Source organism: Pseudomonas sp. C321, assembly GCF_055407105.1.
This window is the reverse complement of sequence record NZ_JBUZRB010000001.1, coordinates 707,721-732,646: the sequence shown is the minus strand read 5'-3', so window position 1 is coordinate 732,646 and position 24,926 is coordinate 707,721. Positions and strand designations below refer to the sequence as shown.

15 protein-coding genes and 2 pseudogenes are annotated in these 24,926 nt (G+C 60.2%); 5 read left to right on the top strand and 12 right to left on the bottom strand.

Features of this window, described 5'->3' with window-relative positions; translation table 11 throughout:
* Positions 1–173: 173 nt before the first annotated feature.
* The gene (gene lon / locus ACZRJ6_RS03455) at positions 174–2,594 is read right to left on the bottom strand and encodes an endopeptidase La (RefSeq protein WP_463967081.1); all 2,421 of its coding nucleotides are present in this window, start codon (positions 2,592–2,594) and stop codon (positions 174–176) included.
* A 111-nt stretch (positions 2,595–2,705) separates the two neighbouring features.
* Here lon and ACZRJ6_RS03450 point away from each other — a divergent pair.
* Together ACZRJ6_RS03450 and ACZRJ6_RS03445 are read left to right on the top strand one after the other, a co-directional pair.
* Positions 2,706–2,867, top strand: a pseudogene (locus ACZRJ6_RS03450) (signal peptide prediction); the annotation flags it as partial.
* A gap of 206 nt (positions 2,868–3,073) precedes the next feature.
* Entirely contained in the window at positions 3,074–5,410 is a 2,337-nt protein-coding gene (locus ACZRJ6_RS03445; protein ID WP_463967080.1) for a putative bifunctional diguanylate cyclase/phosphodiesterase, read from the top strand.
* 88 nt (positions 5,411–5,498) lie between these two features.
* Here ACZRJ6_RS03445 and ACZRJ6_RS03440 read toward each other — a convergent pair whose 3' ends face one another.
* The gene (locus ACZRJ6_RS03440) at positions 5,499–7,910 is read right to left on the bottom strand and encodes a glucose/quinate/shikimate family membrane-bound PQQ-dependent dehydrogenase (RefSeq protein WP_463967079.1); all 2,412 of its coding nucleotides are present in this window, start codon (positions 7,908–7,910) and stop codon (positions 5,499–5,501) included.
* 414 nt (positions 7,911–8,324) lie between these two features.
* Positions 8,325–10,355 (bottom strand): TonB-dependent receptor, encoded by a 2,031-nt coding sequence (locus tag ACZRJ6_RS03435; protein ID WP_463967078.1) that lies wholly within the window; start codon positions 10,353–10,355, stop codon positions 8,325–8,327.
* A gap of 220 nt (positions 10,356–10,575) precedes the next feature.
* Here ACZRJ6_RS03435 and ACZRJ6_RS03430 point away from each other — a divergent pair, with 220 nt between their 5' ends.
* Together ACZRJ6_RS03430 and ACZRJ6_RS03425 are read left to right on the top strand one after the other, a co-directional pair.
* A complete protein-coding gene (locus ACZRJ6_RS03430; protein WP_149411012.1) occupies positions 10,576–10,809 on the top strand; it encodes a VF530 family protein in 234 nt (77 codons plus the stop codon).
* 4 nt (positions 10,810–10,813) lie between these two features.
* Positions 10,814–11,452 (top strand): Pr6Pr family membrane protein, encoded by a 639-nt coding sequence (locus ACZRJ6_RS03425; RefSeq protein ID WP_463967077.1) that lies wholly within the window; start codon positions 10,814–10,816, stop codon positions 11,450–11,452.
* A gap of 64 nt (positions 11,453–11,516) precedes the next feature.
* Here the strand turns inward: ACZRJ6_RS03425 and ACZRJ6_RS03420 are convergent, their stop codons facing one another.
* From ACZRJ6_RS03420 to ACZRJ6_RS03410, 3 genes are all read right to left on the bottom strand, one after another.
* Positions 11,517–12,284: a siderophore-interacting protein gene (locus ACZRJ6_RS03420; protein ID WP_463967076.1), complete on the bottom strand. Its 768-nt coding sequence runs from the start codon at positions 12,282–12,284 to the stop codon at positions 11,517–11,519.
* Complete coding sequence (locus tag ACZRJ6_RS03415) at positions 12,281–12,853, bottom strand: PadR family transcriptional regulator (RefSeq protein ID WP_463967075.1); 573 nt, start codon at positions 12,851–12,853, stop codon at positions 12,281–12,283. Before ACZRJ6_RS03415 ends, ACZRJ6_RS03420 begins: the two co-directional genes overlap by 4 nt.
* 191 nt (positions 12,854–13,044) lie before the next feature.
* On the bottom strand, positions 13,045–16,134 hold the full coding sequence (locus ACZRJ6_RS03410; protein ID WP_463967074.1) for a transglycosylase domain-containing protein: 3,090 nt from the start codon (positions 16,132–16,134) through the stop codon (positions 13,045–13,047).
* A gap of 499 nt (positions 16,135–16,633) precedes the next feature.
* Here ACZRJ6_RS03410 and ACZRJ6_RS03405 point away from each other — a divergent pair, with 499 nt between their 5' ends.
* A complete protein-coding gene (locus tag ACZRJ6_RS03405) occupies positions 16,634–18,055 on the top strand; it encodes an amino acid permease (RefSeq protein WP_463967073.1) in 1,422 nt (473 codons plus the stop codon).
* 64 nt (positions 18,056–18,119) lie between these two features.
* Here the strand turns inward: ACZRJ6_RS03405 and ACZRJ6_RS03400 are convergent, their stop codons facing one another.
* The 6 genes and pseudogenes from ACZRJ6_RS03400 to ACZRJ6_RS03375 all read right to left on the bottom strand — a co-directional run bounded on the left by ACZRJ6_RS03400 (position 18,120) and on the right by ACZRJ6_RS03375 (position 24,916).
* Positions 18,120–19,244 carry an OpgC family protein gene (locus ACZRJ6_RS03400; protein WP_463967072.1) on the bottom strand — a complete coding sequence of 375 codons (1,125 nt, stop codon included), beginning with the start codon at positions 19,242–19,244 and terminating at the stop codon, positions 18,120–18,122.
* A 229-nt stretch (positions 19,245–19,473) separates the two neighbouring features.
* Entirely contained in the window at positions 19,474–19,758 is a 285-nt protein-coding gene (locus tag ACZRJ6_RS03395) for a putative quinol monooxygenase (protein WP_463967071.1), read from the bottom strand.
* Between the two features lie 45 nt (positions 19,759–19,803).
* Positions 19,804–21,423 (bottom strand): FMN-binding glutamate synthase family protein, encoded by a 1,620-nt coding sequence (locus ACZRJ6_RS03390; protein WP_463967070.1) that lies wholly within the window; start codon positions 21,421–21,423, stop codon positions 19,804–19,806.
* 38 nt (positions 21,424–21,461) lie between these two features.
* Positions 21,462–21,620 (bottom strand): annotated as a pseudogene (locus tag ACZRJ6_RS03385) (LuxR C-terminal-related transcriptional regulator); the annotation flags it as partial.
* A gap of 84 nt (positions 21,621–21,704) precedes the next feature.
* Entirely contained in the window at positions 21,705–23,108 is a 1,404-nt protein-coding gene (locus ACZRJ6_RS03380; protein ID WP_463967069.1) for an ATP-binding protein, read from the bottom strand.
* A gap of 2 nt (positions 23,109–23,110) precedes the next feature.
* Positions 23,111–24,916, bottom strand: a complete 1,806-nt coding sequence (locus ACZRJ6_RS03375; RefSeq protein WP_463967068.1) for a DAHL domain-containing protein — start codon at positions 24,914–24,916, stop codon at positions 23,111–23,113.
* Positions 24,917–24,926: the final 10 nt, after the last annotated feature.

The window sequence follows — 24,926 nt, the reverse complement described above, 5'->3', positions numbered from 1 at the left end:
AACCGAAGATGAGACAAGGTGTGACAAGAGGGAGGTCCGACAGGCCGCTTTCCTGTAGCAGCTGTCGAGCCCCAGCGAGGCTGCGTCAGGCGCGACGCGTTGTCGTGCCTGGCTCGGAGTCGGTGGTGCTGCCAACGCAGCCTCGCTGGGGCTCGACAGCTGCTACGGGTTGCTTAGAACAACACCTTCGCCACATCCGCAAACCGCTTGGCAAAGTGCACCGTCATGCCTTCCTTCAGGTACTCCGGCAACTCTTCAAAACTGCCGCGATTGGGCTCCGGCAAGATCAGCTCATGAATCTTCTGGCGCCGCGCTGCAATCACCTTCTCCCGAACCCCACCAATTGGCAGCACATGCCCGGTGAGCGTCAACTCGCCAGTCATGGCAACGCCTTTTTTCGGCGGCTGGTTGCGGGCTAGGGACAGCAGCGCACTCGCCATGGTCACTCCGGCGCTCGGGCCGTCTTTCGGCGTGGCGCCTTCCGGTACGTGAAGATGGACGAAAGCCTCGTCAAAGAACTTCGGATCACCACCAAACGACTTGAGATTGGCGCTGATGTAGCTGTAGGCGATCTCGGCGGATTCCTTCATTACGTCACCCAGTTGCCCGGTGAGTTTGAAACCGCGATTGAGGGTATGAATGCGCGTCGCCTCGATCGGCAAGGTGGCGCCGCCCATGCTGGTCCAGGCCAGGCCGGTGATCACACCGGTGCCTGACAGCACTTGCTCGTTGCGGAACACCGGCATGCCCAGCGAGGTTTCCAGATCCTTGTTGCCGATCTTGATCACTAACGTGGGTTCATCCAGCAGCTTGACCACCGCCTTGCGCACCAGTTTGCCCAGCTGTTTTTCCAACTGGCGCACTCCGGCTTCCCGGGCATAGCCATCGATTACTGCACGCAGGGCGCCGTCGCTGATAGACAGGCTGGTCTTCGCCACACCGGCTTTTTCCAGCTGCTTGGGCCACAGGTGACGCTTGGCGATGGCGATTTTTTCTTCGGTGATATACCCCGACAGGCGAATCACTTCCATCCGGTCCAGCAACGGGCCAGGGATTGAGTCCAGGGTGTTGGCGGTGCAGACGAACAGCACTTTCGACAGGTCCAGGCGCAGGTCCAGGTAGTGGTCGAGGAATTCGACGTTCTGTTCCGGGTCGAGGGTTTCCAGCAGGGCCGAGGCCGGGTCGCCCTGGTAGCTCTGGCCCATCTTGTCGATCTCGTCGAGCATGATCACCGGATTCATCACTTCCACATCTTTAAGCGCCTGCACCAGCTTGCCGGGCATGGCGCCGATGTAGGTGCGGCGATGGCCCTTGATCTCGGCCTCGTCACGCATGCCGCCGACGCTGAAACGGTAGAACGGCCGACCCAGTGATTCGGCGATGGACTTGCCGACGCTGGTCTTGCCCACGCCCGGCGGCCCAACCAGCAATACGATGGAGCCGGCGACTTCGCCTTTATAGGCGCCGACGGCAAGAAATTCGAGGATGCGGCTCTTGATGTCGCCCAGGCCGGCGTGGTGTTTATCCAACACCTTGCGAGCGTGCTTGAGGTCGAGTTTGTCCTTGCCATACACGCCCCACGGCACCGAGGTGGCCCAGTCCAGGTAGTTGCGGGTGACCGCGTACTCCGGCGAGCCGGTTTCCAGGATCGACAATTTGTTCAGTTCTTCATCGATGCGCTTTTGCGCCTGGGCCGGCAACACCTTGCCTTCCAGGCGCTGCTGGAACTGCTCGACATCGGCACTGCGATCATCCTTTGTAAGACCAAGCTCCTGCTGGATGACCTTGAGCTGTTCCTTGAGGAAGAACTCGCGCTGGTGCTCGCCGATCTTGCGATTCACTTCGGCGGAGATTTCTTTTTGCAGGCGCGCGACTTCGACTTCCTTGCGCAGCATTGGCAAGACTTTTTCCATGCGTTTGAGCATGGGCACGCAGTCCAGCACTTCCTGCAATTCGTTACCGGTGGCCGAGGTCAACGCGGCGGCGAAATCGGTCAGCGGCGACGGATCGTTGGGGCTGAAGCGGTTGAGGTAGTTCTTCAACTCTTCGCTGTACAGCGGGTTGAGTGGCAGCAGTTCCTTGATCGCGTTGATCAGCGCCATGCCATAGGCCTTGACCTCGTCGGTCGGCTCGCTCGGCTGGTGCGGGTATTCGACTTCCACCAGGTACGGTGGGCGGTGGTGCTTGAGCCAGGTGCGAATCCTCACGCGGGTCAGGCCCTGGGCGACGAATTGCAGCTTGCCGTTTTCGCGGCTGGCGTGGTGGACCTTCACCAGAGTGCCGTACAGCGGCAGGCTGGAGGTGTCGAAGTGCCGCGGATCGTCAGGGGGCGTGTCCATGAAAAACAGGGCAAGGGAATGGTGATCGGATTTGCTCACCAGCTCCAGGGTTTCGGCCCATGGCTCTTCATTGACGATCACTGGCAGCACTTGCGCCGGGAAGAAGGGCCGATTGTGGATCGGGATGATGTAGACCTTGTCCGGCAGGTTTTGCCCAGGCAGGGCCAGGCCGGTGTTGGTGGAGGCGTGTTCGGCGTTTTCCGGATCGGCGTAGTCGTTGAGGTCGATATCAGGGAATTCTTGCTGGTCGCTCATGGGGCACCTGCATGGGGAAGTATGCAGGTTAGATGGGGCAGGTCAGCAGTGGTTTCAATGGTGGGGCTTTGTTAGCAACAAATTGCATGAATTGAGCAGCGCTGAATGGGGCTACTGGGCAGCGATGGTTTGCCGCTGATCGACGTCGGTGATGTGCGTGACGGGGGTTCCTACGAACAGCGCATGGGGCATATCGCGTTGTGGAACTCGGTGATGGATAAACACAACTACCTGGTGCGGTGCTGGGGCGATTTCATGCGGGTGTGGATGTAAGCAGACAGCGATCTGTCGCCAAATTAATGACAGTAAAACTCCCGTGTTTATTAGGTTTACTTCTGCTCGCTGATAGCTAATCTGGACCGACCCAATGTTCTTAATGAAAAGACATTTACTTGGCGGCAGGTCTGAATTCGCGAGGGACGCGTATGACGAAGGGACGTTTCGGCTGGAGGGGATGGGCGCTGCCAGAGGAGAAGCGGATGAGGTGGCGCCACTCGTTTCAGACACGACTTGCCGCGGTGTTGGCCTTGCTGCTGTTGGTGGTGGTGGGTGCGGTGTATTTCGCGGTGATGGCGGCCACCACTAGCGCCGTGGAAAACCAGGCTCAGGTGCAACTGGAAACCGGCAGCCGAGTGTTCGAACGCCTGCTGGACCTGCGCGGGCGCCGTCTTCAATACGGCCTGGACTGGCTCACGGTAGATGCGCAATTTCGCCAGGCTGTCGCCGAGGGCCGTACGGCTGACATCGTTGCTGCACTGCAGCGCCATGGCCCCGGCATCCACGCCAGCGAGGTGTTTGTGCTTGGGCTCGATGGGCAAGTCATCGTCAGTACCCTGCAAGGCGTTCCCCAGGGGCAGGCCTTTCCCTTTACCGATGCGTTGCGCCGGGCGCGGCGCAGCTCCCTGCAAATGTTGATCGTTGCCCTGGCCGATCAACCTTATCTGCTGGTCCAGGAAGAAGTCGTCGATTCACTGCCCATCGCCCGCGTAGTCATGGGCTTTGCCATGGACGAGATTTTTGCCAGTGAACTGCGCTCCATGAGCAATCTGGAAGTGTCGTTCATGGCCATGCAGAACGACCAGCCCGGTAGGCTGTTCAGTACTCAGCCAGCGGCCGACCGGGCAAGGATCATCAGCACGCTGCAAGGTTCACGGAGCAACCCGATGGCGCAGATGAGCCTGTTTCACGGCCAGCGCTTTCTCAGCCAAACCTTGTCATTGGCCAATACCGGTGACGGCGGGCAGGTGATGGTACTGCTGCAAAGCCCCCTGGACCACGCGTTGCAATCCTTCGCACCCCTTGATCGGCAATTTCTCGGCATCGCGCTGGCGGCGTTGCTGGTGTCACTGGCGTGGGCGCTGTTCATGGCGCGGCGGGTGTCGCGCCCGCTCAATGCGCTGGTACAAGCTGCCGAACGCATCGGCGCTGGCGACTATCATTCGCCAGTGGCAGTGCGCAGTAACGATGAGTTTGGCCTGCTGGCCCGGGCCTTCAACGCCATGCAAAGTGGCATCTCCGTGCGCGAACGACAGTTGGCCCACAACGCCTTGCACGACCCGCTGACCGGCCTGCCCAACCGCACGCTGGCCATGGAGCGCCTGGGCAGCGCCATCAGCGCCCGGCGGCCGGTGGTGTTGCTGTACCTGGGCATTGAAAACTATCGGGTGATCAACGAGGGATTTGGCCCACAGGGTGTCGAAGAAATGATGCGCGAAGCCAGCCGCTGCCTGCTGTCGAGCCTGTCGGCCAGCGATACGGCGGCGCGGATCACCAGCAGCGAATTCTTGCTGTTGCTGGAAAACACCGAGATCGACCGCGCCGTGGCTCGGGCCGACCGGTTGTACGGCCTGTTGACGGAGCCGCAGCGCATTGGTGACGATGAGCTCAGTCATGAAGTGAGTATCGGCATCGCCGCTTATCCTGCTGATGGCCAGCAGGTCGAGGAACTAATCAGCCGCGCGGCCATTGCTCGCCACGATGCGGCGGCATTGCCTGGCCACTTGCAGATCTACCAACAGGACCGCGACTTGGCCCATCAGCGCCAGATCAGCCTGATCCGCGACCTGCGCCGGGCGGTGGTCGAGCGCGAACTGTTCCTGTGTTATCAGCCCAAGCTCGACTTGAACCACGGCCATGTGCGCCAGGCCGAAGCGTTATTGCGCTGGCAACACCCGACCCTGGGCCTGGTCTCGCCCGCTGAGTTCATTCCCCTCGCTGAGCGCACCGGCAGCATGTCCAGCCTGACCCACTGGGTGATCGAAGAGGCCATTCGCCAACTGGCCGAGTGGGACCATCGGGGCCTGCAGGTGCAGTTGTCGGTGAATATCTCGGTGGATGACCTGGCGGATGACGGCCTGGCGCTGCGCGTCACCGATTTGCTAGGGCAGTACTCGGTATTGGCCGAGCAACTGATTTTCGAAATTACCGAAAGCGCGATCATGCACAACCCGGAGCAGGCGCTGCGGGTTCTGGAGCAACTGCGTGGTTGTGGTATCAGCCTGTCGGTGGACGACTTCGGCACCGGCTACTCGTCCCTGGCTCAACTGCAACGCTTGCCGGTGCAGGAACTGAAAATCGACCAGTCCTTCGTGCGTAACCTGGACAGCACCAGCGGTGATGGGGTAATCGTGCGCTCGACCATCGAGATGAGCCATAACCTGGGGCTCAAGGTGGTGGCCGAAGGGGTGGAGTTCGAGCCCAGCCTGAAACTGCTCAGGCAATGGAAGTGCGACACCGCCCAGGGCTACTTGATCAGCCGGCCGTTGAATGCCATGGCGTTTGAGATGTGGATGCGCCGCGAGCACATGCAGGTGTAACGGCACACAATCGACCTAGGGGGTAGGGCAAGCACAAAAAAAGGCGGCTACCCTGAGGTAGCCACCTTTGTTTTACCGCCTGTCACGCTTAATCCGGCAGTTTAAACGCCATCACATAGTCACCCTGCTTGGTGCCCAGGGAGCCGTGACCGCCGGCCATGACCAGCACGTATTGCTTGCCGTCCTTGCCGGTGTAGGTCATCGGTGTGGTTTGGGCGCCTGCTGGCAGGCGACCTTCCCACAACTGCTTGCCGTTCTTCACGTCATAGGCACGCAGGTACTGGTCGAGGGTACCGCTGAGGAAGGCTACGCCACCGGCAGTGGTGAAAGGCCCGCCCAGGCTTGGCACGCCCATGCTCAACGGGATCGGAACCGGCGAGCTGTCACGCACGGTGCCGTTCTTGTGCATCCAGATGGTTTTGTGAGTGGTCAGGTCGACCGCCGCCACATAACCCCAGGCCGGCGCTTGGCACGGCAGGCCCATCGGCGACAGCATCGCTTCCAGAACTACACCATACGGAGTGCCTTTGTTTGGCTGTACGCCTTCGGTTTCGCTGACCCGTGGACCCTGGGCGGCGATTTTTTCCGCCGGGATCATGGTCGACTTGAACGCCATGTAGCTTGGGTTGACGAAGGCGATCTGACGCACGGGGTCAACCGAGATGCCGCCCCAGTCGAACACGCCAAAGTTGCCTGGATAAACGATCGAGCCTTGCAGCGACGGCGGAGTAAACGGGCCATCGTAGCGCAGGGACTTGAAGTCGATCCGGCAGAGCATTTGGTCGAACGGGGTCACGCCCCACATGTCACGTTCCTTGAGGGGCGGTGGCATGAAGTTCAGGTCCGACTTGGGTTGGGTCGGTGAGGTGTGATCGCCAGCCACCGCGCCTTGTGGCACAGGGATTTCATTGATCGGCACCACTGGCTCGCCGGTCGCACGGTCCAGCACGTAGATGCTGCCTTGCTTGGTCGAGGTCATGACGGCTTGTTTCACGCCCGCTGCGGTCTTGATGTCGATCAGGCTTGGCTGGCCACCCACGTCCATGTCCCACAGGTCATGGTGCGTGAACTGGTAGTGCCAGCGCACGTGGCCGGTGTCGATGTCCAGGGCGGTGAGGCCCGCGGCATGCAGTTCCGAGGCTGGAGTGCGATAGCCACCGAACTGATCCGGGGTCTGGTTGCCCATTGGCAGGTAGAGCATGCCGAGCTTTTCATCGACTGCGAACATCGACCACATGTTGGGCGAGTTGCGGGTGTAGGTTTTGCCTTCGGCAATCGGCGTGGTGTCGTCCGGGTTGCCGCTGTCCCAGTTCCACACCAGCTTGCCGGTGTGTACGTCAAACGCGCGGATCACGCCGCTTGGCTCGTCGATGGAAACGTTGTCGGTGACGTGACCGCCAATCACCACCAGGTTTTTGGTGACCGCAGGTGGCGAGGTGGAGTAGTAACCACCGGGTGCGAAGGTGCCGATGTTGGCGCCCAGGTCGACCTGGCCCTTGTCGCCGAAGTCTTCGCACATCTTGCCGGTGTCGGCGTTCAGGGCGATCAGGCGGGTGTCGGCGGTCGGCAGGAAGATGCGGCGCGGGCAAGCGTTGGCGGTCGGCGCAGCAGCGTCGGTAGCCGGGCTTTGCTCGGTGGCGGCGTAGGCGGCGTCATCGTGATACGACACGCCACGGCAGGTCATGTGCGCCCAACCCTTGAAGTTCTCAGCTTTTTGCGTCGAGAGCTTCGGATCGAAACGCCAGATTTCCTTGCCGGTGTCCGGATCAAGGGCAATCACTTGGCTGTGGGGCGTGCACACGTAGAGCATGCCGTTGACTTTCAGCGGGGTGTTTTCCGCGGTGGTTTCACCGGGATCGCCAGGGCCAGGAAGATCGCCGGTGCGATAGGTCCAGGCTGGTACCAGCTTGTGGGCGTTTTGCGGGGTGATCTGCGCCAGCGGCGAGTAACGGTCACCGAAGGCCGAGCGGCCGTAGGAGTTCCAGTCGCCATCGGGTTGGGTCGGCGCGGCGTTGGCCATGCCCGGTACCGCATCACGGTCCAGTTGGCCTTTGATTTCACCTGGGTTGGTGAATTGGCTGGCCAAGGCGGTGGCGCCGGCCAACACCACGGCCACGCTCAGCGCGGCGGTGCCCAGCGGGGCCGTTTGGCCACGCAGCAATGGGCGACGGAACCACGGCAGCAGCATGACGATGCCCAGTGCAAACAACAGGGCCAGGCGCGGTACCAATTGCCACCAGTCCAGGCCGACTTCCCATAGCGCCCAGACGGTGCTGGCAAACAGCACCAGCGCGTACAGGCCCAGGGCGGCGCGACGGGTGGCCAGCAGCAGGATGCCGGTCAGGGTGAGGCCGATACCGGCCAGCAGGTAGTACAGCGACCCGCCGAGCAGACTCAGCTTGATACCCCCGGCCAGCATGGCCAAGCCCATTATCAGCAGCAAGATCCCCAGCAGCCTGGGTAGCAGGCGGCTTGGACTCGAAGCACCATCAGCGCTCATATATTTGTTCTCCGTGACATTCAAATGTTTCAAGTTTTGTAGTCTCGTGCATGTTCACTGTAGATGACGATTCAGCACGGGCTTGGTTCAGCTTTAAAAGCTCTGTTCGGCTTTTTTTCTCGAAAAAGCGCGCAAAACACTGCTCGCGGGTTATTCGATGGCGCTCTGTCTTTGAAAGACAGCGCTGTCCAGGGGGCTGGATACATCGCTCAGGGGGCGACATCGAAAGGGATAAACCGCGTTCAGAAAGGTGGAGAAGGGTGATGAAACGTTTCAGTTTGTTGCCGGCAAGGATAAAGCGCCTGCTCTGGGAGAGAAAGGGGCATTCGCAAGATGGATCGTTTCGGATTTGGTAACAGTGAGGTGAAAGGTTGACTTTGTGGCGAGCGGGCAAGCCCGCTCGCCACAATGGATTTAGAAGGTAGTCCGCACACCGAACTCGACACTACGTCCTGGCGCTGGCGCAATATCGCGCAGGATTGAGCTGGCATAACGCACGGTCTGGTTGGTCAGGTTTTCGCCGTTGACGAAGGCCAGCCACTGGCTACCACCGACATTGAAGCGATAGCCGGCGCTGGCACCCAGGGTGGTGTAGCCGTCGGTGCCGCTTTCGTTGTCGGGCACCCGGCCTTGACCTGCGGCGTGTTCGATGTCGATCCGTGCCTGCCAGCGGTCCAGTTCCCATAGCAGGCCGCTGTTCAAGCGCAATGGCGCAATGCGCGGCAAGGCTTCGCCGGTATCGAGGTTGGTGGCGCGGGTGTAGTCACCTGACAGTTCCAGGGCGAACTTGCCGTAGGCATCTTCGCCCAGCTTCCAGTGATCCTGGGCTTCAAAACCGGCGAAACGGGCGCGCACGCCGGAGTATTTGTACTCAGGGATGCCGCCAGCGTCTTCCTCGCCTTCGTCGTTCAAGGTCCGCCCACTGCCCAGCAAGCCGATGTAGTTGGAGAAGCGGCTATAGAACACCCCGAAGCTGCCCTTGTGGGTGCCGTTGTCAAAGCGCAGGGCCAGGTCGCTGGAGACGGCTTTTTCTTTCGACAGGTTGGCGTCGCCCACTTCATACGTGCCGGTGGCGACGTGGGCACCGTTGGCATACAGCTCGTAGAAGGTCGGGGCGCGTTCGGTGTAGCTCAGGGTGGCGGCCAGGGACCAGATTGGCGTTAGGGTATACACCGCGCCGGACGACAGGCTGCCGGCGGTGAAACTGTTGGAACTGTCGGCATTGGCGAAGCGCTCGTTGCCTTTGCCGTCCGGGTCGACTGTGGTGTGTTCCAGCCGCCCACCCAGGCTCAGTTTCAGACGTTCGGTGGCCTGCATTTCTTCGAGGATAAACAGCGCGCCGGCATTGGTGTCGGTTTGCGGTACGAAGGCTTCTTCGCCCAGCGCGGAAAACTCATTGCGAGTGACCTGGGCGCCAATCACCCCGTTGAATGGTCCGATTGGCAGGTGCCGCGCCTCGATCCGCGCCTCATAACCCTTGTTCTTGAAGGTGGTGCCGGTTTCGCCGCCCTCGATTTCCCGATGTTCGTAGTCGGTGTAACCGGCATCGAGTTTCACCGAGGTGAAGGGGCCTTGCAGGTTACGGATCTCGGACGCGAAGGCGTAGTGATCCTGCTTCATGCGGATGCGCACGTCTTGTTCGGCGGGCGAGCCGTAGTTGCTGTCGTAGTTGCTGTAGGAAAGCCCAGCGTAACCATCGTCCCACGTGTAGGAACCGCCGAGCGCACCGCCGTCCTGACGCCCGTCGCTGTTGCCCAGCCGGCCGCGCTTGCCATCACCATCATCACTTGGCGCTGCGTGGCGGCTGCGGGCGTAGCCTGGGATTTTCAGGTCGTTGAATTGCCGGGAGTTGGCGTCCAGGTGCAAGGCGAAGCTGCCGTTGCCGGCTTCCAGTTTGCCGGCGCTGCTGCGGGTGGTGTCGGCGCCGCCGTAGCGCAATTCACCGGCGCCGTGGATGCCTTCGATGGCTTCGGTGGGGATTCGGTTGTCGAAGGTGTTGACCACGCCACCGATGGCACTGCCACCGTAGAGCAGAGCGGCCGGGCCACGGACAATTTCGATGCGCTCGACGTTGACCGGGTCCAGCGGTACAGCGTGGTCATAGGACAGCGACGAGGCATCCAGCGCGCCAACGCCGTTGCGCAGGATGCGAATGCGGTCACCGTCCTGGCCCCGAATGATCGGACGGCTGGCGCCCGGGCCGAAGTAGGACGACGACACGCCGGGCTGCTTGTTCAGGGTTTCACCGAGGCTGCCTTTTTGTTGCAGGGCCAGGTCGTCGCCTTCCAGCACGGTGGTGGGCGAGGCGAGTTGTTCGCTGCCCAGCGGGTTGCCGGTGATGACTTGAGGTTGCAGCTCCAAGGCGTGGGCTTCGCTGCTGATCAACAGCGCGGCAGCTACGGGGGTAAGGCGCCACAGCAATGGACGGGGAGATGAGCGAGACATCGGTTATTCCTTGGCAAGCGGCGCACATACGCACGCCCTGAGTCGAAAAGAGAAGGCTGAAGACGGTAATCTTGATAGTTGTAGTTACAATATAACATTACTTTTTTCTCTGGGAAGGGGAACTTTTTTCAAGGGCTATAGTGAAGGCATCGCTTCCACCGGCATCGCCCCTCGGCTAAGGTGCGCGGCTTCATTCTTGAATTCTTGGCAAAGGCCCGGCATGACTGCGCAAAATAACGACCCCCTGCACGGCGTCACCCTGGAACAGGTTCTCACCGCACTGGTGACTCACTATCAATGGGAAGGGCTGGCCGAGCGTATCAACATCCGCTGTTTTTCCAGCGACCCGAGCATCAAGTCGAGCCTGTCGTTTTTGCGCAAGACGCCATGGGCGCGGGAGAAGGTCGAAGGGCTGTACGTCAAGCTGATGCGCACCAAACGTCCGCAGGATTGATAGCATGAGTGGCAGGTTGTCTGGCTATGTGACAGTGGCGGCACTCACCGGCTGGACGGGCCTGGTGATTCAGCAGTACCTGATTTTTTATTCCCGTTGGACTTCAGACGCCAGCTTGCTGGGCGGCCTGGTCAACTTCTTCAGCTTCTTCACTGTGCTGACCAACATCCTGGCGGTGGTGGTCTTGAGTTATGCACGGGTGAATCATCCTTCAGCCGGTCGACGGTTTTTCCTGCAGCCTGTGGTGAGCAGCGCGATAGCAGTGAGCATCGTTGTGGTGGGTTTGGCCTACAACCTGTTGCTGCGACACTTGTGGCACCCGCAGGGTTTTCAGTTCATCGCCGACGAGTTGCTGCACGACGTGATGCCCCTACTGTTTCTTGGCTATTGGTGGTTCGGCGTGCCCAAAGGCACCTTGCGCCTCAAACACATTGGCCTGTGGGTGATCTACCCCCTGGTGTACTTTGCTTACGCGCTACTGCGCGGGCATTTGCTGGGGCAGTATCAGTACCCGTTCATTGATGTGGATACCCTGGGTTATCCACAGGTGGTTGTGAATGCCGGGGCGATATTGCTGGGGTTTGTGGTGATTGCCTTGGCGATAGTCGGGCTGGACAGGGTCGTCAAATCACCGCAGGGCTAATGTGGCAGGCTTGCCAGTTGCCACCTCTATTTGATCTTCATTGTGGTTGAGTCCGGGTTACGCTTTATCCGTCTTGGCTGCTGTCGGCACGCCAGTACCCGACGGCCTTGACGAACGAGTCATCGAGCTTGTGCTCATCGAGCAGCACCCGGCGAACTTGCCGCGACAGCTTGGTTTCGGTCGCCACCCAGGCATACAACGATCCGTCCGGTACGCGCAATTGCTGGACGGTGGCGAGCAAGTTGTCCACACCGCGTAGAACCCAGATCACCTCCACATCCGCAGCACTCTCCAGTGTTTGTCGTTCAGCCGCATTGGCCACTTCAATTACCGCCAACACGTTACGCCCAGCCGGTAATTCCTCCAGGCGCCGGGCAATGGCCGGCAGTGCGGTTTCATCGCCGATCAGCAGGTAGCTGTCGAAGATGTCCGGCATGATCATCGAGCCTCGGGGCCCGCCGATGTACAGGTGTTGGCCGACCGCTGCCTGTTCGGCCCAGGTCGATGCGGGGCCATCACCGTGCAAGACGAAGTCGATGTCCAGTTCGCCAATGGCCAGGTCGAACCGTCGCGGGGTGTAGTCGCGCATGGCCGGTTGTGGCCCGTCGCCCTTGATACTGAAGGTCGGGCTTTGCAGCGCCGCGTACTCGGCGGCGGTCTGCGGGAACAGCAGCTTGATGTGATCATCACTGCCCAGGCTGACAAATCCTGCCAGTTGCTCACCGCCGAGGGTAATCCTGCGCATGCGCGGGGTGATGTCGACCACCCGCAGCACGTCCAGGCGACGGCGTTTTATCTCGTGGGTGACGCGGTGAATGACGGGCGTGCTCATGTATTTTCCCCCTGTACAGGTTGGACGGCCGGGCCGTCGACGATGGCGTGGGCGGTGCCGTTGAGCAGGCCCGCGACGCGGGTGATTTCTTGCGCGCTCCAGCGCCCGTGATGCAGTTGCAGGGCATGGCGCAGGTTGTGTACCGCCTCGTGAATTTCCGGCGGCCGGTCATGGCCGCGTAGCGAACGCTTGCTGACATCAATGCGCATGCGTACGCCGTCCAGTGCAACGGCTTGTTCACTTAAAGAAAGACGTCCGGCGTCGGTGATTGTGTAGCGTTTTTTCCCGCCATCGACGTCGCCGGTGATCAATTCGCTTTCTTCCAGGAACGTCAGGGTTGGGTAGATCACCCCTGGGCTAGGGCTGTAGGCGCCGTCGAACAAACCTTCAATCTGGCGGATCAGGTCGTAGCCGTGGCACGGCTGCTCGGCGATCAGCGCTAGCAACAGTAGTTTCAAATCCCCCGGTGCGAAGACCCGTGGGCCACGGCCACCGCGTTCGCGGCCGGGGCGTTTCTCGAAGCCGTCGCGGCCGTCACCGGGTTCACGGTGGGAATGAGGGTCTCTCATGGTCATGCTCTCTGCGCATTAGTTAGACATAACTTAAGATATATCTTATAGGCTGAGCAAGATCCATTCCGACGAACGGTTTTCCAACAGTGTCGAGCCAGGTACGGTGATTAGATTGTCCGCAAACGCCAATAACTATTGAATAGAGTAACTATTGTTCCAGGACGAGAGTGCCTTCACTTTTGTTATGTTCAAGGCGCCTGACACGCGGTGTGCTCGCCAGGTTGCAGGTAAGGCATCAGGAGGGGCGCCATGCCCTTGAGTACCTGTACAGGCAGTGCCGAGGTGAACGTGAAGGTTTGTGCCGAGCTGCCTGGCACAAACGCCGTCAGGGTGCCGAAGTGCTGCTCGCCGATGTAGAACACGAAGGTGGCGGTGCGATTGATGGACTTGGAACTGAGAATGCGTCCACCGGCACCGATGGCTTCGATGCGGTTGTCACCTGTGCCGGTTTTACCGCCCATGGTCAGGGGCGTGCCATCCGCCAGTTTGAAACTGCCGGAAACCCGTTTCGCGGTACCGGCGTCCACCACTTGCGATAGCGCTGCGCGCAAGGCGCTGGCGACTTCGCTGGGCATCACCCGTTTACTGCGATTGGGGTCATTGATCAAGCGCGTTTCATAGGGAGTGCCTGCAGCAAAATGCAGGCTGTCGATGCGCAGTGTCGGCTCGCGCACGCCATCGTTGAGGATAACTCCCACCAGTTCCGCCAGGGCGGCCGGGCGATCACCCGAGCTGCCAATCGCGGTGGCGAGGGACGGCACCAGGTGGTCGAAGGGGTAGCCGACGGCCTGCCAGCGTTGATGAATATCGAGAAACGCTTCGATCTCCAGCATGGTGCGGATACGACTGTCCCGGGCGCTTTTGTGCCGACTCTTGAACAGCCAGCCATAGACTTCCTGACGCTCATACTCGCTGGCGGCGACGGCCTGGGTGAAGGTGGCGTCGGGGTTGTTCAACAAGTAGCCGAGTAGCCACAAATCCAGGGGATGGACCTTGGCGATGTAGCCTTGGTCCGGCAGGTCGTAGGCACCGGGGCCGTAGTTTTGATAGAGTTTTTCCAGGCGCTCATCGGTGAGTTTTTCCGGGGCCTTGGTGCTGGTCAAATGGGCACGGACAAAACTGTTGAAACTCTTTTGACTGGCCTGGGGCAGCAGGTAGCGGTGCACGGCGGCCAGGCGGATGGCGGTGGGGTGCAGGCTGTCGAGGAAGGTGTCGAGCCGGGCCTGGGTATCCTTGTTGCGGTACTTTTTCCAGAAGCGCAGCAGGAACGAGGTGCCTTCACGGTCGGCAAATTTCGCCAGGTATTCCTGACGGCGCGGGTCGCTGTCGTCCTTGAGCAGTTGGGCGCTGCTGCCCGGTGCCTGGTAGGTGCTGTAGCGCACCAGGTCGCGCATCAGGCGAATGAAGGGCAGGTTGATCGATTCGCGCAGTGCTTCACGCAGGGTAGGGTTACGGCCGTTGTCTTCGTTGCGAAAGTTATGGAAGCGATGCAAGCCGCCACCGGTGAAAAAGCTTTCGCCGGGGCTGGCTGAATATTGCCGGTTGAGTGCCGCGTCGAGCATTAGCGGCAGGCTTTGATCGGTGTTTTGCGCCAGGTAATCCAGGGCCCAGCGGGACAGGCGATCCTGGTCGCCGACCTCGACTTTCTGCAACTCGGCAGGCGTTTGGCCGGCATAGCGGTCGTGCAGTTCGCTGATGATTTGCAGGTAGGTAGTCAGCACCCGCAGCTTGGCGGTGGAGCCCAACTCCAGCTTGCTGCCTTCGTTGATGTCAAAGGGCTGGTCGGTGCTGTCGGTCTGCACCCGTACACGGGCGCCGTCGGCTGTCATCTCGTACAAGGTGAAGCTATAGCGTACCTGGGCGGTGCTGGCGGGGGTCAGCAGGCGCGGGCCGAGCAGGCCCAGTTGGCCAGCGAAGGCCGGGTCGGCCAGGTGCTTGAGGTAGGCGGTGGCCTGGGTTTGCAGGTCACTTTGCAGGGTGCTGGTGGCGGACAGGTCAAGGCGGTCCAGGTCGTACAGAGGCCGCTTGAGCAGCGCGGCCAGGCGGCTGCGGGCGACGCTGATGCCCTTGTTGGTTTCGATGGGTTGGATCGTGGGCTGTTGCTGCCAGTCGCGGTAACTTACTTTGCTGGCCAGGGCGGCAGCGGACAGAGCCGGGTCGATCACGCTGTTTTGCGTCAACAGGCGGATATGGCTGTCGGTGAGGTCGGCCAGCTCCGCGCGGCCCTTGGACAAATAGTGGGAGGGCCGGCGCTGGGCGATCATCAGCGATAACACTTCACGCAGGGCCAGGGCTTTTTGCGCCAGGTTTTTTGGGTCTGTGCTGGTCAGGAGGGCATTGCTCTGGTTGAAGTCGGCGCCGTACCAGACACGTAGCCCTTCGGCCATGCCATGGACCTCGCCGTGGCCCGGAACAGCGGACAGCGGCACGCTATTGAGGTAGTCGCGCACGATGTTCTGCCGCGCCTGCAAGGTGTCCGGGCCGTCCTGGTAGGTGCGCACGCTGGCGGAAATCATCTGGCGAATTTTCTCGCCACCGGACAGGGTCAGGCCATTAGGGGAGTGGCGGTACTTTTCCAATTGTGTGGCCAGGGTACTGCCGCCCGCCGTTTGGCCCGGCAGGTGCAGCAGCTTGGCCACCTGTGACCAGGCCGCCCTGGCAAAGCGAGGCCAATCCACGGCGGGGTTGGCCTGGGGCTGGGCGGGGTCTAGCAGGTCACGGTTTTCGATAAACAGCAGGCTGTTGACTACCACCTGCGGAATGGCCGTGAAGGTCGGGTAAAACTGTTGGGGATAATTGAAACGGTACAGCGGTTCAGCGCGGCAGTCGGTGATCGACAGGCCGGCCTGGATTTTTTCGGGGTAGGGCACAAACAGGCCGTGACGGGTGTAGTCCATCAGGGCCTCGGAAAAGCGGGCCTGGCTCTGTATCACATAGTCGCGCTTGAGCAGGCGCGGCAAAAAATCACCTAGCGCGCTGTAGCCCAGGCGCTGGTCGAAGGGGCCGGCACCGGGGTAGATAATGGCATCGCTGGGGCCGGGTTGCAGGTCGTGCGTCAAGTTCGCCGCGACACGACTGAACTCACGGGCTTGCCACTTGGACGTACGCATTTCCCGAGAGGCAGCGAAACCGAGGGCGATCAACCCGATCACCAGCAACAGCCATACCAGTCGCCACCCAAGCCGCCACTTGCGGGGGCTTTGTGGCAATGGCTGTTCATCCTTGCTGTCGGTTGGCACCGCAGTCTTGGTCGAACCGGTTTGCCATAAAGCGCCCATAGTCGATTGATCCATTCACGCAGATTGATCGGACTTGCCTGAAGCTTAGACGGTGGTGGGCATGTAGGAAGGATTTGTGTAGTGAGTGAGATTTTGTGGCGAGCGGGCAAGCCGGCTCGCCACAACAACTCGGTGACTGGCTACAGAAAGTCCGTCCTAGAGCCTTCTTTCAGGTAAATACATCGATGGTAGGGGCATGACGGTGCACCATTGCTGTGCAATACTCGCCGCCGTTTATTGAGGGTGATTCCTGCATCCTTAAGGCGATGACCCTTCGCATAAGGGGATTTTGCCGAGAGTTCTAGCTGAATTTTACTATTTATAGAGTGAAAAGCCCTGCTCATGGCTTTTTATACTGCACGCCCGCTGAGCTGGCCGGTTTACTCGGCCAGGCAAGTTCGCCCAAAAGGTGAGCCTGGCAGGAAGGCGTCATGGCGACCTGCTGTGACGTCGAACGCTCGGTGATTCATATCCAATAACAAAATGAGGTTGTACTCCTATGCCCGCTGGCAATCATCTGCCCCACGGCGAGACCGCTTCGGGCGGCCCGCTTAAACGCGAATTGGGCGAACGGCATATTCGCCTGATGGCGCTCGGCGCCTGTATCGGTGTCGGCCTGTTTCTCGGATCGGCCAAGGCCATCGAAATGGCCGGCCCGGCGATCATGCTGTCTTACATCATTGGTGGCCTGGCCATCCTGGTGATCATGCGCGCTCTCGGCGAGATGGCCGTGCATAACCCGGTCGCCGGCTCGTTCAGTCGTTATGCCCAGGATTACCTCGGCCCGCTGGCGGGCTTTCTCACCGGCTGGAACTACTGGTTCCTGTGGCTGGTGACCTGTGTCGCGGAGATCACTGCGGTGGCCGTGTACATGGGCGTCTGGTTCCCCGATGTGCCGCGCTGGATCTGGGCCCTGGCGGCTCTGATCAGTATGGGCACCATCAACCTGATCGCGGTCAAGGCCTTTGGTGAGTTCGAATTCTGGTTCGCCCTGATCAAGATCGTCACCATCATTGCCATGGTCATCGGCGGCATTGGGGTGATCGCCTTCGGCTTCGGCAACGATGGCGTGGCGCTGGGGATTTCCAACCTGTGGGCCCACGGCGGCTTCATGCCCAATGGTGTGCAGGGCGTGCTGATGTCCCTGCAAATGGTGATGTTTGCCTATCTGGGCGTAGAGATGATCGGCCTGACCGCCGGTGAAGCGAAGAACCCACAGAAGACCATTCCCAATGCCATCGGCTCGGTGTTCTGGCGCATCCTGTTGTTCTACGTGGGTGCGTTGTTCGTGATTCTGTCGATCTACCCGTGGAATGAAATCGGCACCCAGGGCAGTCCGTTCGTGATGACGTTCGAGCGCCTGGGCATCAAGACCGCCGCAGGCATCATCAACTTCGTGGTGATCACTGCCGCGCTGTCGTCCTGCAATGGCGGGATCTTCAGCACCGGGCGCATGCTCTACAGCCTGGCGCAGAACGGCCAGGCTCCAGCAACGTTCGGCACCACTTCCAGCAATGGCGTACCGCGCCGTGCGCTGCTGTTGTCGATTGCGGCCTTGTTGCTGGGCGTGCTGCTCAACTACCTGGTACCGGAAAAAGTTTTCGTCTGGGTCACCGCCATCGCTACTTTTGGCGCGATCTGGACTTGGGCGATGATCCTCCTGGCCCAGCTCAAGTTCCGCCAAGGCCTGAGCCCGGCTGAACGAGCTGCCTTGAAGTACCGCATGTGGCTGTACCCGTTCAGCTCCTGGCTGGCGCTGGCGTTTCTGGTATTGGTGGTGGGCCTGATGGCGTACTTCCCGGACACCCGTGTTGCGCTGTATGTGGGCCCGGCGTTCCTGGTGCTGCTGACGGTGTTGTTCTACGCGTTCAAGCTGCAACCGATCAACGCCACCCAAGGCGCGGTGCGTTCAGCGTCCTGACCCACACGCGAGTCACAAAAAAGCCCCGGTCAGATGATCGGGGCTTTTGTTTTTACGGCGATGATCAGGCCGTTGTGGCCCGTGCCGGTTGCGTCAAACGCTTGTTCAAGTCCAACCAGGCGCCGAGCAAGGCCATCAAACCGGCACCTACCAGCGCGGTGAATATCTGCATGGCGAAGGCATCGCCGGTCATGGCGTTGACCATATCTGCCAAAGGCGCCAGCAACACACCCAGGCAAAACACTTCCAGAGAGTAGCGTCCCATCCGGCTGGTTTGTTGCGCCAGCCAGTTTTGCGTCCACTCGCGACCGGGCAGCAGCTTGGCGGTGACGTAGGCCAGGGCCAGGAAGTGCAGCAGGCGCACTGGCGACAGATCGGTCTTGCTGATGGGATACAACACGTCGCTCAACACGCTTGGCATGAGTGCGTCGTGAATGTGCGGCCAGCGCCAGGAGACAGTGATGATCCCGGCCACCACTACGTAGCTGGCCGCAGTGATAAACAATGGCTGGCGCGACAGCGGGCGGCTTTGCGGCAAGCGCGGCCGCTGCCCGTGAATCGCCGCAGCGCCGCCGAGCACAAACAGCAACTGCCAGGTGACCGGGTTGAAGTACCACACGCCGTCGGCAATCGCCGCCAGGTTCCAGCCAAGCCGTGGCGCCAGCAGGTACACCGCCAGCGACACCGCCACCACCGCCCAGGTCTTGCGCACCAGCAATGGCAACACCAGTGGCAGGCCAGCCAGCAGCACGATATAGAGCGGTAACGGGTCCATGAGGTTGGGTTTGAAACGCAGCAGCAACTCATCCGTCAGGGCTTGCTGAGGGTTGGTGATGAAGTGGGTCAGGCCCATTTCCTGGACCAGGTCGCGGGTTTCTACATGGCTGTTGGCAAAGAACACGATGCCCATCAGCATCGCCAGCAGGAAGATGTGCACCACGTACAGCACCCAGGCGCGCCGAAGAATTTTCACGCAGGCGATCCAATAGCCTTCGCGCTGCAGGATCTTGCCGTAGGCCAGCACTGCCGCGTAGCCGGCGAGGAACACGAAGATTTCCGCCGCATCGCTGAAACCGAAGTTACGCAGGGTGATTTGACCGAGGGGGTTGTGGGGGACGTGATCCCAGAAAATGAAGATCAACGCCAGGCCCCGAAAAAAGTCGATGCGCGGGTCGCGTCCGTTAAGCATGGCAGCGGGCTCTTGAATAAATGGTTTAGTAATGACAAACGGACGGCGGCGATCGCTCACACCGCACGTCGGGCGCAGGTTGGCGCTATTTGTAAGCAATTGCAAAGCTTAGGTTTTACGGGATGTCTCATTGCTCCGACTAAACATCGATGATCACCCGCGTACTGTGGCTGCCCGCTAGGAATAATCGGGACGTGCAATAACCGGGTTCAGCGGGAAGTGGGTGTTGTTAGAAAGCGTCCATCAGCAGCACTCGGCAGGGCTTGGCCTGATAGGTATTGATCTGCGGCACCAGTCGGGTGAAATGCTCAGTCTGGCAGTGGGCGTCCAGCGCGGCCTGGTCGGGCCATTGCTCGATAAAGATAAAGTGCCCCGGATCTTTCTGGTCGACGAACAGATCGTAGGCAATGCACAGCGGTTCCAGGCGGGTTTTTTCCACTAGCTCCAGGTACCAGGGGCGCACGGTGTCGAGGTGTTCGAGTTTGATGAAGTCTTCGGCAATCACTTTCAACATGGGTCAGTTCTTTGGGAGGCGCCGTTTCCGGCGCCTGGATCATTTTTAAGCGGCAGCCACTTCATGAGGTTCGAAGCTGTCGGCACGTGCCATCTGCCACATCCGTGAATAAAACTCGCCATTCACTTCCCCGGTGAGCAACTCACCGGGTTTGAGGAACACGTGCAGTTGCGAGAACAGCTTGATCTCGGTGGCCGACATGCGTCGCACCAAATGCTTGGCTGACAGTTGCGACGGATGATCCAGCCCCGCGGCGGCAAGCATTTCCGCCAGGGCCTTGAGGGTGTTGCGGTGGAAGTTGAACACCCGCTGGGCCTTGTCCGGCACCACCAGCGCCCGTTGGCGCAGTGGGTCCTGGGTGGCGACGCCGGTGGGGCATTTGTTGGTGTGGCAGCTTTGCGACTGGATGCAGCCGATGGCGAACATGAAGCCCCGCGCCGAGTTGGCCCAGTCGGCGCCGATGGCCAGGACGCTGGCGATGTCGAAGGCGCTGACGATCTTGCCGCTGGCGCCGAGCTTGATCTTGTCCCGCAGGTTCAGGCCCACCAAGGTGTTGTGTACGAACAGCAAGCCTTCACGCAGCGGCACGCCGATGTGGTCGGTGAACTCCACGGGCGCAGCACCTGTGCCGCCTTCCTTGCCGTCGACCACGATAAAGTCCGGCAGGATGCCGGTTTCCAGCATGGCCTTGGCTATGCCCATGAATTCCCATGGGTGGCCCAGGCAAAACTTGAACCCCACCGGTTTGCCGCCGGACAGTTCACGCAGCTGCGCGATGAACTGCATCAGCTCGATGGGGGTGGAAAACGCGCTGTGGCGCGATGGTGATATGCAGTCCTCGCCCATCATGATGCCGCGGGTTTCGGCGATTTCCCGGGTGACCTTGTGCTTGGGCAGAATCCCGCCGTGACCAGGCTTGGCGCCCTGGCTCATCTTGATTTCGATCATCCGCACTTGCGGGCTCTGTGCTTGCACGGCGAAGCGTTCCGGGTCGAAGCGGCCGTCGCTGGTGCGGCAACCGAAGTAACCGCTGCCCAGTTCCCACGTCAGGTCGCCGCCGTTTTCCCGGTGATAGGCGCTGATGCTGCCTTCGCCAGTGTCATGGGCAAAGTTGCCCAGCTTGGCGCCCTGGTTCAGCGCGCGAATGGCATTGGCGCTCAGGGAGCCGAAACTCATGGCCGAAATATTGAACACCGATGCCGAATACGGCTGCTTGCATTGCGGGCCGCCGACTATCACGCGAAAGGCACTGGGGTCGCTCAACGGCGCCGGGCGCATGGAGTGGCCGATAAATTCGAAACCGGACTGGTACACGTCGATCAGCGTGCCGAAGGGTTTGTCGGCGCTTTCATTCTTGGCCCGCGAATACACCAGCGAGCGCTGGGCCCGGGAGAAGGGCAGGGCATCGCTGTCGGATTCCAGCAGGTATTGGCGAATTTCCGGGCGAATGCCTTCCACCAGGTAACGGATATTGCCCAGGATCGGATAGTTGCGGCGCACCGCGTGGGGGCTTTGCAGCAGATCGAAGATGCCAATCAGGCTGAGCACGCCGGTGATCAGGGTGATGGGCCACAACCATTCGTGTTGGATAAAGGGGATGCTGGCGAGGGTGAAAATGACACAGACAGCAAAAAAGGCGTAACGGCTTAGCAACGACAGGCTCATTCGGTTTTCCTTGGTTCGGACTCATCAGGCACGGTTTTTCAGGCGTTCTGTGCCTGGAGAAAAATCGATAACAGCTCGGACCGGGATTTGATCCCAGGCTTGCTGTACAGATGCCTTTTATGGACTTTCACGGTTTCAACACAGACTTCCAGCTTACGAGTGATTTCCTTGCGCGAGCAACTGCCAAGCATGACCCTACATCTCTTTTTGTGAGCGCTGATACCTGTGGCAAGCCCGCTCGCCACAGGGAATCCATACCTATGCCCATCGCTAGATCTTCATCAGCTTGTAGAGAGGGGGTATTGCTCCACCGCCGTCTGCCTGATCGGCAACGTCACCCGAAACGTCGTGCCCTTGCCCACTTCGCTGGTCACCGAAATATCGCCGTGGTGTTTCTTGACGATGCCATAGGACAGCGACAGCCCCAGCCCTGTCCCTTTCCCCACCGGCTTGGTAGTGAAGAATGGATCAAAGATTTTCTGCACACTTTCTGGCGCAATCCCGCAGCCGTTGTCCGCGACTTCCAGCCAGACCCGATCGCCCTCGATGCCATTGCTGATGGTGATGGTGCCGCGCTCCGGGCCCATGGCCTGGGCGGCGTTGATCACCAGGTTCATCACCACCTGATTGATCTGCGAAGCCAGGCATTCGATGTCCGGCAACGACTGGTAGTGTTTGACCACATCCGCCTTGTACTTGAGTTCGCTGGCGACGATGTTGAGGGTCGAGTCGATGCCCTGCTGCAGGTTTGCCCATTGCCATTTGTCGTCGTTATCGACTCGGGAGAAATCCTTCAGGTCCTTGACGATTTGCGCCACACGACCGATACCTTCCTTGGTTTCGCGGATCAGAATCGGGATATCTTCCTTGAGAAATTCCAGGTCCATGCCTTTGCGCAGGGTTTGCAAGTGCTCAAGGCATTCCCCTGGCGCCAGGGCTTCTTCAGCCTGTTGATAGGCGTCGAACATTTGTTGCAGCTGCTTGAAATAGCCGTCCAGGGTGCCTAGGTTGGAGGAGATAAACCCCACCGGGTTGTTGATTTCATGGGCCACGCCCGCTGCCAACTGCCCCAGGGACGCCAACTTCTCTGACTGCACCAGTTGGCTTTCCAGCTGCTTGCGCTCGTCGATTTCCAGTTGCAGTGCATGGCTGCGTTGCTCCACCAACTGCTCCAGGTGACTGGTTTGCAGGCTGGCACGACGGGCCATTTCCCATTTGGCGGACAGGGTGTTGGCCATTTGTTGGACTTCGATGTTGTCGAAGGGTTTTTTCAGGATCAGCAGGCGGTCGTGGGCCTGCAGGCGAAACAGCAGCTCTTCCCAGGAATAATCCGAATACGCGGTACACACCACTACTTGCAGGTCCGGATCGACTTTCCACAGTTCTTCGATGGTTTGTGCACCGTCCCAACCCTGGGGCATACGCATGTCGACAAACGCCAGGGCATAGGGGTGATCCTGCTCCATGGCCGCGCACAGCTGTTGCAGGCCCTCCTGCCCGCCGTAAGCCGAGTCCAGCTCAAAGGCCTGGACCTGGGGTTTGACGGTGCCGCCGAATAGTGTGGCTTCCATCTCATCCAGTTCCAGGTTCTGCTCCACGGGCGGGGTGAGAATCTTGCGAAAATCCTCGTGAATCGACGGTGTGTCGTCGATCAGCAGAATGCGCCGGTTCGGCAGTTGATTCATGGTCAGGTCTCTGCGCGGTCAAGGGGGATGTGCAAGGTGAACAGCGCGCCTTTGCCGGGCCCATCGCTGTGGGCGCTCAGGCGACCTTTCATTTCCAGGGCGGCCAGTGCGCAGCTGTGCAGGCCGAAGCCGTGGCCTTCCTTGCGGGTGGTGAAGCCGTGGGTGAAGATCCGCGTCATGTTCTCGGCCGGGATACCTTCGCCTTCGTCCTTGACGCTGATCTGCAAGGTGCCGTCATCCAGGGGGAGGATCGACAGGGTCATCTGCCGTGGTCGGTCGGCGAGGTTGGACATGGCGTACTTGGCGTTGCTGATCAGGTTGACCAGGATCAGCAGCAGACGATGCTTGTCGGCCATGATCTCCGGCACTTCGTGGTAGTCCTTGACCACCGTCACATGGTGGCGGCTCAGGGCCCCTGAATTCATGCGCAGGGCGTCTTCCATCAACGCGCTGATGTGCACCGGCTCCAGCAGGCTGGAGGCGCCGGCATAGGACTGCTGGGTGGAAACGATGTCCTTGATGTGATCGACGCTCTTGCTCAACTGCGCCAGTTCGTCGGCGATGCCTTGCTGTTCGACGGCGATGGCGTCCACCAACTGGTTCAGGTAGCCGGGTAACAGCTTGCCTTTTTCATCCTCGGTGATGAAGGTGCCCAAGTCATGGCGGTGCTCGTTGATCAGTTGCATGGCCTTGCCCAGCCCCAACGCTTTGCTGGTGCGCAGCTTGCGGGCCACCAGTTCGGCGGAGATGTTTACGCTGTTGAGCACATTGCCGACGTTGTGCAGCACGTTGGTGGCGATTTCCGCCATGCCGGCCTGGCGAGCGCTGTCCAGCAGTTCGCTTTGGGCGTCCTTGAGTTCCTGGGTACGTTCTTCGACCCGTTGTTCGAGGCTTTCGTTGACCGAGTGCAAGGCGCGATTGACCCGGTTGATCTCGGCGAAACTGCGCAACAGGCGAACCGCCAGGTAGAGCAGCAACACCACCAGTAAGGTCGAGAATACCATCAGGTAGCGCTGGTATTTCTGGTCGATCAGGTCGGCGGCCTGCTGGTCCTGGTTGAGCAGGTTGGTCAGGTCGTCCAGGTGCACGGACAGCGGAATCGCGGCGATGCGCTCCAGCAAGTCGTTAACCCGCGGTTGCTCGCGCAAAATCAGAGAGATGTGGTTGCTGAGTATCTCCACCGGTGCCTGGAACTCCTCGGGCAGTCGCTCCTTGTTAAGCACCAGCTTGTTCAGCCCGACGAGGATATCGGCCGCCTTGTCATCGCTGGTCACCTGGGCGAATTCCAGGCTGCTGAGCAGCAGGTCATAGGTGTCGGTGGCGACGTTTTGCAGTTCCAGTTTGTCGCTGTCATCCAGGCGGGCAAACTGCTCCTGGATGTCGTCCTCGGCGGTCGGCAGAAACGCCAGTGAGTTGCGCAGCAGCGCATTGTGGGACTTGAACTGGTCGACCAGCCGGGCCTTTTCCTGGATCGCCTGGCGATAGGCATCCTCGATTGCATTCCAGCGGGCGAGGTCCGCATGATTGTGTTGCGACTCTCTCGCCTCAAGGTTGGCCCACAGGCTGGTCATCTCGGTGAGGGGCGCCACCAGCGGGTCATAGTTGTGGGTCATGGCAATTCGCGCCTTGAGCACCTCACTGTCCCATTGCGCGTTCAGTTGCTTGATATGGCGAATCAGGTCCCGGGACTGGGTGTAGCTGGTGGTCTGGTCCATCGAGGTTTTGACGTACAAAAACACCAGGGCCGAGACCAGCACCAGGGTGATGGCGCTGAGCAGAAACTGGCTGGCGCGGCGGGATATTTTCATAAAGGCCTGT